Genomic DNA, 11594 nt, shown 5'->3' with positions numbered 1-11594 from the left:
TCAGGGTTTTACATACTGTTCAGTTTTCAAGGTTCTTTGTTATTGCCTCAGCGGCAACTTTTATAGTTTATCAAAAGTTTTTGCTTTTGTCAACACTTTTTTATTTTTTTACAAATCCACGTTTTTCCGAAATTTTTCTGAGTTCATCAAGAATCTTCAAATCATTTCTTTCGTTCCGTGTTTTGTTTTTGTCCTTGTCTCGAGGACGTATGTTATGATACCAGAGCATTCCCGGAAAGTCAAGCATTTTTCTGAATTTGCTATTTTATATGTTTTTTTGTGATTTTCAAGAATATTCTGGCATCATTTAAACAGAGCTATTTCTATATTGCTGTTCTTTCTTCTACAATTTTATCTTCTCATCAGCAGCCGGAACAGTTCTGACAGGTTCTGCAATCGCGTGCTGTCTGGTTCTATTGATTTTTATTGCTTTCCCGGGTTTTCTTAGCAATGTGTTCCTTCTTTCCCATCCGTCCCGCTATCTTTCTGGCACTCTCGGTCACTGCCAGACCGCCTTCACTCGTCTCGCGTAAAGCAGCCGGAAGCGCATTGCCGATCCGACGCATGGAATCGATGACCTCGTCTGCCGGGATTGCACTCTTGATTCCCGCCATTGCCATCTGCGCACTGACCGCCGCATTGACGGCGCCGGCGGAATTCCGCTTGATACACGGAACTTCAACCAGACCACAGACCGGATCACAGGTTAGTCCCAACATATTTTTGAGGGCAAATGCCGCTGCATTCGCGATACACTCCGCATCGCCGCCCTGCAGATATGCCAGCCCCCCTGCTGCCATCGCACTTGCTGAACCAATCTCCGCCTGGCATCCACCCGATGCACCGGCGATGCTCGCATTTTCTGCAATAACCGCACCGATTCCTGCACTGACAAAGAGCGCCTCGACCATCCGGTTCTCCGTTTCCTTACAATATTCCTCATACGACAAAAATACCGCCGGAATCACCCCGCATGCGCCCGCCGTCGGAGCCGCCACGATTCGTTTCATACAGGCGTTGGACTCTCCCATTTTCACCGCTTTTTCCATCACAAGCCCCATGTATCCGCCCGCCAGGCTGCGACCGGAGGCATTGTATGCGTGCAGTTTTTCTCCGTCGCCGCCCGCCATTCCACTTGCCGAGACGATCGAGCCGTCGTATTCCTGATCTGCCTGGCGCATCGCCTGATACATCTGCCGCATTGTTTCAAACGATTCTTCCACCGTCACCTGGCGTTCCTGCACATCTGCCAGAAGAACCACCTTCCAGAGCGGAATTTGATGTTCGTTCGCTAAGCGGACCAGATCACTCACTGAATGATATAACATTTCCATTTTCCCGTTCCATTCCTTTTCTTATATGAACCTTTCCTATCGAAGACTTAAATATGTTACCTTTCGGATACCCTCCTGACGGCGCAGCCACACAAGCCCTTCTTCCGGAATCTCTTGATCGCACTCAATAACCATCACTGCCATGCCGCCGCGCGCCGCACGGTAGAGCTGCATCGTCGCAATATTGATCGATTTGTGCGCCAGCATCGCCGTCACATCCGCCACATGTCCCGGCTGATCGTCGTTGTGGACAACCAAGGTTGGATAACTGCCGGAAAAATTGGCTTCAATCCCATCGACCTTCGCAATATTGATCCGGGAACCGCCCAGTGATTCACCTACTACCGTCAGACTGCGCCCGGAAATGCCCTCAAGCTCCAGTTCCGCCGAATTTGGATGCGCCTCTTTTAAATTGGCTTCATCAAAGGAAAACTCAATCCCCTTCTCCTCTGCCAGGTGGAAGCTGTCCGGAATCCGCATGTCATCCGGCGCCATCCCTAAAAGTCCCGCAATCAGTGCTTTCTGGGTTCCGTGTCCGGTTCCCGTTGCCAGAAATGAGCCGTACAGACCAATCCGTGCCCGCTTAACCGGTTCCCCAAGAAGCTTCTGCGCCACAAATCCAATCCGAACCGCGCCCGCTGTGTGGGAACTGGACGGTCCGACCATCACCGGACCTACTATATCAAATAGATTCATATTTCTTTCCTTTTCTCTCGTTTACTTCGCCAGGTAGCCGCCATCCACCGGGATTACCGCTCCCGTTATATATTCTGCCGCGTCACTCGCTAAAAACACGGTAATTCCTGCCAGATCCTCCGCCTTCCCCCAGCGGTGCATCGGGATCCGCGCCGTTACCTCTTCATACTGACCCGGATTTTTGGCTTTCATATCCGATGTGAGCTTTGTCTCCATATAACCAGGTGCGATCGCATTGACGGTCACACCACGCGATGACCATTCATTGGAGCAGGCTTTCGTGAGCTGCGCCACGCCACCCTTACTTGCCGCGTATGCCGGTATCATCACACTTCCGAAAAAGGATGTCATCGATGCCACATTAATAATTCTGCCGTATCCACGCTGCAGCATATCCCGCGCCGCCAGCTGAGACATCTGGAACATAGCACCTAAATTTACTCGCAGAACCCGATTCCACTCTTCCATCGGAAAATCTTCTGCCACGCACCGGTGCTGAACTCCCGCACAGTTTACCAATATATCCGCCTGACCGTCAAGGCTTTCCACCAGATGATTATAGATATCCGGAACCTCCTCTTCTCTTACCAGATCTCCCACTATTCCGTGAACCACCGCCCCGGTTATCCGTGCAAGCGCATCTGCGCTCTCCCGCACCTTCTCACTTGTTCCCAAAATGGCAACCTCCGCCCCCGCTCTGCACAGTCCCTCTGCCATGCCATAGCCGAGCCCTCTGGTTCCACCCGTGACGATCGCTTTCTTCCCCTTTAAGCTAAACAAATCCATAAAATCGCGCATCTTTCATTTCCCCTTTCAAAAGCACCCATCTGTAAACAGTCCCCCTGCTGCTGAGCGCGAACTATCGATACATTTGTTTTCTATTTTCTATATATAAAAGCTGCCGCGAAACAAGAATTTCATCCTTTTCACAGCAGCTTTTTTTCTTTTATTCAATGCATTTTCTTCCGCTACCTGACCGGCTGCATCGAGCGATCCGCTTATGCCAGCTTTTCGCCGGTCAGCATCTCATAGCTCTGAAGATATTTTTCAATGGTCTTGTCTACAATCTCCTGCGGGAGTGTCCAGTCATTGCCCGGATGAGCGGTCAGCCAATCGCGTGCAAACTGCTTGTCGAAGGACGGCTGGGAATGTCCTGCCTCGTAACCCTGTGCCGGCCAGAAACGGGAGCTGTCCGGAGTCAGCATCTCATCACCAAGAACGATGTTGCCATTCTCATCCAGACCGAACTCAAACTTGGTATCTGCGATAATGATACCTTTTTCCAGTGCGTACTCCGCACATTTTTTGTAAAGTGCTATCGTGTATTCACGCAGCTTATCTGCATACTTCTTTCCCTTGCCCGGGAAGTATTTTTCCAGATGATCTACGCTCTGCTCATAGGAGATGTTTTCATCATGATCGCCAATCTCTGCCTTAGTGGACGGTGTGTAGATCGGCTCCGGCAGTTTGTCAGACTCTTTTAAGCCTTCCGGCAGTTCAATTCCACAAACCTTTCCGGTCTTCTGGTAGCTTGCCCAGCCGCTTCCTGTGATATAACCGCGGACGATGCACTCAATCGGAAGCATCTCAAGCTTACGGCACATCATGCTCTTTCCTTCGAATTTCTCCTGCTGGAAGAATTCCGGCATGTCTTTTACATCTACGGAAATCATGTGATTCGGGATAATATCTTTCGTAAGGTCAAACCAGAACTTAGACATCTGTGTCAGTACCTTGCCTTTGTTTGTCACTTCATTATGTAAGATAACATCAAAGCAACTGATACGATCCGTTGCAACCATAATCAGACTGTCTCCATTGTCATAGATTTCACGGACTTTTCCTTCTTTAATCGGTTTCATCTCCTGCATTTTTCGCACCTCATTCTTAAATTTTATGGTGGAATCCAGAGCCCCCCTATATCACAAATGTACAGCTCTGTATCCTTCTATCTGATAAATTACCACTTATCCGCCCTTATTGTCAAGACTCGCCTCCCCGTTTCCCCCTTAAATCCCAACAATTCAGCATTTTACCCTGTAAAGGGCAGTTTGGCATGAATTTTTCTACGCCGTTTTCTTCCAAAATGGAATAGTAAAAATGCAGCGTTATCTGCCGTTCTTCCCTGCTTAAAGAAGAGTTGGCAGATGACACCGCATTTTATCAATTTACCATTTATTATGTATATGCCTCGGATTTTCAGCCCGACACACTCTTACTTATTTCAGAGCTGCAAATCCACGCTCCAGATCCTCGATGATATCGTCGATATGCTCGGTACCAATGGACAGACGGATGGTGTTCTGCTTAATGCCCTGATCTGCCAGCTCCTCGTCGGTCAGCTGGGAGTGGGTTGTTGTTGCTGGATGGATAACCAGGCTCTTTACATCTGCTACGTTTGCTAACAGGGAAAAGAGCTGCAGGTTGTCGATGAACTTATGAGCTTCTGCCTGTCCGCCCTTGATCTCAAAGGTGAATATAGAAGCGCCGCCGTTCGGGAAATATTTCTCATACAGGGCATGATCCGGATGATTCGGCAGAGACGGATGATTTACGTGCTCTACTAACGGATGTTTGGACAGGTACTCAACAACCTTCTTGGTATTTTCCACATGACGGTCGATACGCAGAGACAATGTCTCAGTTCCCTGAAGAAGCAGGAATGCGTTGAACGGGGAAATCGTAGCGCCCATATCACGCAGAAGGATCGCACGGATGTAGGTGACGAATGCTGCCGGACCTGCTGCCTCTACGAAAGATACGCCGTGGTAGCTCGGATTCGGATCTGCGATTGCCGGATATTTGCCGCTTGCTTTCCAGTCAAATTTACCGGAATCTACGATGATGCCGCCCAGAGTGGTTCCGTGTCCGCCGATGAACTTGGTAGCGGAATGTACGACAATGTCTGCGCCATGCTCGATCGGGCGAATCAGGTACGGTGTACCAAATGTATTGTCAATGACTAACGGAAGTCCGTGTTTGTGTGCAATCTCAGCGATCGCGTCGATGTCCGGGATATCACTATTCGGATTTCCGAGAGTCTCCAGATAGATAGCACGGGTATTTTCCTGAATTGCACCTTCTACCGCTTCCAGATTATGAGCATCTACGAAAGTTGTAGATACACCGAAATGGGAAAGTGTATGCTCTAAAAGGTTATAGCTGCCGCCGTAGATGGTCTTCTGTGCTACGATGTGACCGCCGTCTGCTGCCAGTGCCTCGATTGTATATGTAATAGCAGCTGCGCCGGATGCGGTTGCCAGTGCTGCAACGCCGCCCTCCAGTGCTGCGATTCTCTTCTCAAATACATCCTGTGTGGAGTTGGTCAGACGTCCGTAAATGTTACCGGCATCTGCCAGACCAAAACGTGCTGCCGCATGGGCGGAATTTTTAAATACATAAGAAGTGGTCTGATAAATCGGAACGGCTCTAGAATCGGTTGCCGGATCCGGCTGCTCCTGACCTACGTGTAACTGAAGAGTCTCAAATCTATAGTTTCCCATCTCAAAATACCTCTCTTTCTTTTTCTGGAAGTTTATTTCCTAGTATGTAAATTCGTTTTTATTTTATATTCATTTTTTTATTTGAGCAAGCGTTTTTCCATTTATTTTCAAGCTTTCTATAAAATAATTGCTTTTTCCGCAATATTATATTTGCTTATGCAAATGTATATTTGGCTTTTTGGGTAAATAAAAAGCCGGACCGCTTAATCTTCTTTAAGCTCCCGGGCAAATGGCTTGCATCTTAAATCGTTGTCATTCTCTTGAACGGCAGATATGCAAATTTACCTGACCATATAAAATGCCCGGGAATTACACATTCGACAACAACACATCAGATTTCCGTTCCATACAATATTCTGTCTTGCCATTGTATCTGCCTCCTTTTCATTTTCATGTTCTTTCCGAACTCGATGGCTTAATGATACTCTTATAAACCAACTTTGTCAATAGGTATTAGGAAAAACTTTTTTTCTTTGTTTTCCACGCTTTTCTCCTTGAAAGTCCTATTACCTTGCGTTATAATTGGTTAATAGTAAGGAGGTTACCGAATGATATCAACAAAAGGAAGATACGCCCTGCGCGTTATGATCGATCTGGCGGAACAAAATTCTGCTGGATATATACCACTGAATGAAATTGCCACCCGTCAGCAGATTTCTGAAAAGTATCTGGAAATCATCTTGAAGGTTCTGGTCAAAAATAAATTACTGGAAGGACAGCGCGGCAAAGGCGGCGGTTACCGTCTGACCCGTCCGATGAATGAATATACCGCCGGAGAGATTCTGGAACTGACCGAAGGCTCTCTCTCTTCCGTTGCCTGCCTTGCACCGGATGCGCCGCCGTGCGAACGTCAGACAAGCTGTGTGACCCTGCCGATGTGGAAACGCTTTGATCAGGTTGTACACAATTTCTTCTATAATATTACTTTAGAGGATCTCGTAAAGGAAAGTCAGTCTTTGCCGAAAAGTACGAATTAGCATTTATAAATGAACGGGAAATCTTATCATTCATATTGGCATCGTTTGAAAATCCCATCACTTCGCGCTTTACAAGTTTACAAGGATTCAAAAAAGGCATTCCATTTTGACCGAATGCCTTTTTATTATATATAGATTTTTCTATTTATTTCAGATTGAAGGCACCTCAAACATTATTTTTTGATGCCTTTCCGCTCCTCTGCCCGCTCGAGCAGTTTCTCCGCCTCTTCCAGAGCTCCTGGAAGATACGCTTCCGTCCACTCTTTTCCGGCTTTTTCCTGCTTCTTGATTGCATCCCAATCTGTGATCGGTTCCCCCTGTTCGGACAGCATAGGCTTACCAAACACGTGCGGATGGCGGCGGATCATCTTTTCGCTGGCGCCATCCATGACCTCGCGTATCGTAAACAGTCCTTCTTCCTCCGCGATCTGGGCGTGAAGAAGAATCTGCAGCATTAAATCTCCCAGTTCTTCTTTCAGGTTCTCCGCATCGCCGGTCGCCTCCCAGATATTGATACCGCCGATCACCTCTGCCGCTTCTTCAATGCAGTACGGTTTCAGAGATGTATGCGTCTGCGCCCGATCCCACGGACAACCGTCCTCGGCACGGAGATGGCGGACTACCTCGCAGAAGCGCATGAACGATGCGGCGCGGTCATTTTCTTTTTTTATCTCATTTGATTCTCGTTTCATTCTCTCTATCCATTTTCTTGTCTGCTTTTATTTCTGAGCTTGTTTATATGCCTATCTTTTTATTATATTCCAAATTTTGCTTTCTGTCAGCCGTAAAATAAATTTGGAATTGACAGTCTGATATTTTTCATTTACAATACAATTATAATAAAATAGATTCTTTTATTTATCGGGACTCCTGCCCGGATGCTCCCTTCGTAAATAAGAGCCATGAATCTTACAGGATACGTGGGTCTTTTTTTATTGCACATGATTCCGATACAGCTACCATACCGGACTGCTGCCAATCTTTTTTGATTTGGAAATTATCCAGTAAATAAGCGCTCGGATCATCCAGATAGAAAATCCCCTGTCAATTTCTGCACAATGCAGTATACCTGGAGGATTGATACCATGACTTTTTATGAAACTTTAGATTCAATTATGAAACAGGATTTTGGCGGTCGCGGACTTTTAGCATCTCTGCCTGCTTCCCCACTTGCGGCTGTATCTGCTTCTCTCGCCCATGCGAAAAGAGCCGTTCTTCTGACCGGTTTCCCGGTTCGAATGCCAGACGGTTCTATTACCGGCGAGACGGATGGACCTTCCGGAACTGCCAACCTCGCAGCAGCGCTGACGGCAGCTGGCTGCGGCGTGTCAGTCGTAACCGACTGGTCTTCTTATCCGCATCTGGAAGCGGCTCTCCGCTTCCGCGCTCCGCAGGCAACCTTGATCCGTCTGCCGGAACAGAATACGGATAACTTTATCCGCACCTTTATCCATGATGCAAAACCGACCCATCTGATCAGCCTGGAGCGCCCAGGTAAAGCTGAAAACGGACATTATCACAGCATGCGCGGTGAACAGCTCGACGACATGATCACGGATTCGGCTCTTTTCCTGTCTGCTGCCAGAGAAGCTGGTGCCACGGTCATTTCCATCGGAGATGGCGGCAACGAGATGGGAATGGGGACTTTCCGCCGTGAAATTCTCGCAGGTGTTCCACACGGCGAACTTATCTGCACCGCAGAAGCAGCAGACCTGACGCTGGCAAGCGGCGTTTCCAACTGGTGGGGCTGGGGCATTGCCTCCCTGCTCTCCCTGGAATTAGGACGGAATCTTCTCCCCTCTGACCGCACCGAGACAGAATTACTCCGCCGGGTTGTGGCAGCAGGCGGTGTGGATGGATGCACGAAAAAAGCGGAACTGACCGTTGATGCACTCCCCCTGGAGACGCATCTGAGGATTTTGCAGTCTGTCCGCGAATTGACCGATGAAACGCTTAAAAAACAGACAGCAAAGAGGGAGACTCCTTGTTTTTGCAGAGAGCGGAAGGTACTGGCAGCTATTTAGGGACTTTTGGTTTTTTATTTGTTTTCATTTTCATAAAAAAGACCCGCCTATGTATTTCACTACATAAGCAGGTCTTTTTTGAATGCTTGTTTAACGCTCGCTTTTTACGCTTACAATTCACTTTTATCGTAACTGTTCAGTACCTTCACAGTCACACGCAAAAATCCATTAAAAATTGCCTACGGCAATGGGATTTTTGCCTGCTGGCCCATGTTTTCGTACGGTCAGCGCAGTAAATGCGCAGACCTACTGAACAGTTACCTTTTATCTTCTCTTTATTTGCTCTTACTTTTCTTCCGCAATCTGATATGCCTGGGTCACATTTTTCGTGATCGCTTCCGCTTTCCGGTCAGCCGCCACAACCACATGACTCAATGCAAGTAATGCCAAAACGTTCGGAATAACCATCAGCGCGTTGAAGAAATCTGCCAGAGCCCATACTAAATTTACCTTTAACATAGAACCAATGACAATACAAATCACTACGATGAAGGAATAAACCTTTGCCGCGCCCTCGCCGAACAGATATTTCGCATTCGTCAGACCAAAGAAATGCCATCCCAGAATCGTCGAAAATGCGAAGAACAGCAGGCAGATCGCAATAAAAATAGAACCAAAGTTTCCAAAGCTCTGCATGAATGCCGCCTGTGTCAGCGCTGTACCATCCTTGCCGGAGCTCATCGCATCCGTTGTCAGGACTGCAAATACGGTCAGATTTAAAATAACAAATGTATCAATAAAGACACTGATCATCGCACAAAGCCCCTGATGATGCGGGCTTTCTGCTTTCGCACGTGCGTGAGCATGCGGTGTGGAACCCATACCTGCCTCATTGGAGAAAAGTCCTCTCGCTACACCAAAACGGATTGCTTCGCGGACGGTGATACCAGCACCAGCGCCCATTACCGCTTTCGGATCAAACGCGCCCTTGATGATCATCATAAATGCTGTCGGCACGTGATTGATATGAAGACCAATCAGAATCAGGCTTCCTACAATGTAAACGCCTGCCATAACTGGCACAACCTTCTCTACCACAGCTGCCAGACGTTTGGTTCCACCAATGAAAATGAATCCTGCCAGTACTGCCAGCACAAGACCGATCGTGATCGGCGGAATATTGATTCCATATACCTGAAATACCTCTGTAAACGCAGCACCGATCGAGTTGGACTGTACCATATTGCCCATAAACCCAAGTGCTAAAACAATAAAGATAGCAAACAGAGTGGATAATACCTTTCCAAAATTACCTTTAAATGCCGCCTTGATGTAGTAGACAGGTCCGCCTGTCACCTCACCATTTACCTCTGTCTTGTAGGTCTGTGCCAGAACCGCCTCGGAGTAGATGGTCGCCATTCCGAAGAACGCGCTCAGCCACATCCAGAAGATTGCCCCCGGACCGCCGCCAAACAGCGCTGTCGCCGCACCTGCCAGGTTACCAGTACCAACCTGTGCTGCGATCGCCGTCATGATCGACTGAAACGGGCTCATTTCCCCTTTTTCATGTTTTTCTCCGTTCAGGCTGAAATGTCCAAACACATGCTTGCAGCCCTCTCCAAATTTTCTTACCTGAATGAATTTGAGACGAATCGTGTAATAGATGCCCGTTCCACACAGCAGAATCAGCAGAAGAAAACTCCACAGAAAATCATTGCCTTTGTTTACCAGTGTCAAAATCGTGTCCATTTTTTATCCTCCTCTATGTTTTCGTTACGATTCCGGCTCTTTTATAAATCCGGGATCGAGTAATAAAATAAGAGCTGATACAAATCAGCTCTCCAAAGAGTAGAACATATGCATACAATAGAACTCATCCCCTGGTTCCATTGTGATTGGTTGTATGCCCTGTCCTTTTGCCTGAGAGATCAACGAATACCATGGACGTGCATCCGTCTTACACCTTCGGCGCTCCTTCTTGGAGACTCTCCAGAGTGTCCCTGCCTGACTGACCTTCGATCACTCGTCAGGACGGTTCAGTAAACAGGAACGAACTTATGTGAGGTATGCTATCACATTTCTTCTGCTTTTTCAACTGATTTTTATAAATTATACGAAAATCCTCAAAATATTACGGTTCGCGACACGTTTTCCCCCTTTTCATTAAACTGCTCATACTTTTCCCCAATCAAAAGAGAATCCATCTGCGGGTATGCACCATCTTTTAAAATATACGATGGAATTTCCCCTTCTGGCTGCCATCCCGGCTTTTTCCCTCCCCATTCTTCCCGGTTTTGAGCTGCCTCTGCCTCCGTCACTTTCCTCCATGCCGATTCTGCTGCCTGACCACGCTTTCCCTGCTTTGTCAGAGGAATCACTTTAAAATGATATACGCCCGCAGTCTGCATCAACGGTATAAAATCGTACTGTTCAGCACTCGTCCGATGCGGATGTCCGACACGCTTCGCATCCCGGTAAAGCATCACCAAATATGCCGAAGCCCCCGGCGCTTTCTTCCACCTGCCAATTCCTCTTTCCGCCCAGACTGCTGCATCCACCGTCCCTATTATCTCTCCGGCATCCTGTAATTCGATCGTCAAAAGCAACGTAGTGCCATTATCCTTCCGAACTGCCTTGCTGCATACCGCGCCAAGCCCTGAAAACTGGATGTCCTCCTGGCGAAGGACGGAAAAAGAATCATCTGCGTCGGATTCCAGTTCTATTTCGTATAGAATTTCCGGAGCAGGTTCTTCTGCATGGATTTCTTCTATCTTTCGTTCTTCTAAAGAAACTTCTTTGGTACCTATATTTTCAGAGTCGGCTTGTATGCTCCCTTTATATTGTTCATTTTCTTTTTTTCCCACCTCTGCCCCATCCATCGCCGGTCCGCTTGCCGGATCACCGGAAATTCGTTCCACACCAGTGACGCTATATGCCCTGTCCCGGCTTTCCGCCTCCAAAACAGGCATTCCCATTTCATCCAGCTCTTCTGCTGCCAGCCGAATCCTGACCCGATCGATGGATGCCGCGGCAGCGGGAAAACATCCCGCAGCCGTCTGGCTCAGTACGGCTGCTCCGAAGAGCAGCCCTTTCGCCATCTGATTCATAAAATTCCTCCTC

At 47.7% G+C, this 11594-nt stretch carries 10 protein-coding genes and 1 riboswitch; of the genes, 2 read left to right on the top strand and 8 right to left on the bottom strand.

The window, feature by feature from the left end:
- Window positions 1-413: 413 nt before the first annotated feature.
- From sdaAA to PG862_RS09715, 5 genes are all read right to left on the bottom strand, one after another.
- Entirely contained in the window at window positions 414-1328 is a 915-nt protein-coding gene (gene sdaAA / locus PG862_RS09735) for an L-serine ammonia-lyase, iron-sulfur-dependent, subunit alpha (protein WP_118629982.1), read from the bottom strand.
- Window positions 1329-1370: 42 nt separating this feature from the next.
- Complete coding sequence (sdaAB, locus tag PG862_RS09730; RefSeq protein WP_118293861.1) at window positions 1371-2030, bottom strand: L-serine ammonia-lyase, iron-sulfur-dependent subunit beta; 660 nt, start codon at window positions 2028-2030, stop codon at window positions 1371-1373.
- Between the two features lie 21 nt (window positions 2031-2051).
- Window positions 2052-2828 carry an SDR family oxidoreductase gene (locus PG862_RS09725; protein ID WP_118293862.1) on the bottom strand — a complete coding sequence of 259 codons (777 nt, stop codon included), beginning with the start codon at window positions 2826-2828 and terminating at the stop codon, window positions 2052-2054.
- A 200-nt stretch (window positions 2829-3028) separates the two neighbouring features.
- A complete protein-coding gene (locus PG862_RS09720) occupies window positions 3029-3901 on the bottom strand; it encodes a phosphoribosylaminoimidazolesuccinocarboxamide synthase (RefSeq protein WP_270707247.1) in 873 nt (290 codons plus the stop codon).
- Between the two features lie 348 nt (window positions 3902-4249).
- Window positions 4250-5533, bottom strand: a complete 1284-nt coding sequence (locus PG862_RS09715; protein ID WP_107000465.1) for an O-acetylhomoserine aminocarboxypropyltransferase/cysteine synthase family protein — start codon at window positions 5531-5533, stop codon at window positions 4250-4252.
- Between the two features lie 548 nt (window positions 5534-6081).
- Between PG862_RS09715 and PG862_RS09710 the strand changes: the two genes are divergently transcribed.
- Complete coding sequence (locus PG862_RS09710) at window positions 6082-6510, top strand: RrF2 family transcriptional regulator (RefSeq protein WP_118293863.1); 429 nt, start codon at window positions 6082-6084, stop codon at window positions 6508-6510.
- 173 nt (window positions 6511-6683) lie between these two features.
- Here PG862_RS09710 and PG862_RS09705 read toward each other — a convergent pair whose 3' ends face one another.
- Window positions 6684-7202: a MazG nucleotide pyrophosphohydrolase domain-containing protein gene (locus tag PG862_RS09705; protein WP_207665599.1), complete on the bottom strand. Its 519-nt coding sequence runs from the start codon at window positions 7200-7202 to the stop codon at window positions 6684-6686.
- A 393-nt stretch (window positions 7203-7595) separates the two neighbouring features.
- Here PG862_RS09705 and PG862_RS09700 point away from each other — a divergent pair, with 393 nt between their 5' ends.
- Window positions 7596-8534, top strand: a complete 939-nt coding sequence (locus tag PG862_RS09700) for a DUF4392 domain-containing protein (protein WP_270707245.1) — start codon at window positions 7596-7598, stop codon at window positions 8532-8534.
- A 285-nt stretch (window positions 8535-8819) separates the two neighbouring features.
- Here the strand turns inward: PG862_RS09700 and PG862_RS09695 are convergent, their stop codons facing one another.
- Together PG862_RS09695 and PG862_RS09690 are read right to left on the bottom strand one after the other, a co-directional pair.
- On the bottom strand, window positions 8820-10223 hold the full coding sequence (locus PG862_RS09695; RefSeq protein WP_270234076.1) for an alanine/glycine:cation symporter family protein: 1404 nt from the start codon (window positions 10221-10223) through the stop codon (window positions 8820-8822).
- Between the two features lie 149 nt (window positions 10224-10372).
- A riboswitch (glycine riboswitch) is annotated at window positions 10373-10477 on the bottom strand.
- 120 nt (window positions 10478-10597) lie between these two features.
- On the bottom strand, window positions 10598-11581 hold the full coding sequence (locus PG862_RS09690) for a hypothetical protein (RefSeq protein ID WP_270707244.1): 984 nt from the start codon (window positions 11579-11581) through the stop codon (window positions 10598-10600).
- Window positions 11582-11594 lie beyond the last annotated feature (13 nt).

It is taken from the genome of Clostridium fessum (genome assembly GCF_027698965.1).
In the GTDB taxonomy this organism is placed as follows: domain Bacteria; phylum Bacillota; class Clostridia; order Lachnospirales; family Lachnospiraceae; genus Otoolea; species Otoolea fessa.
The sequence above is the reverse complement of the archived record's forward strand: the minus strand, read 5'-3'. Positions and strand labels throughout refer to the sequence as shown.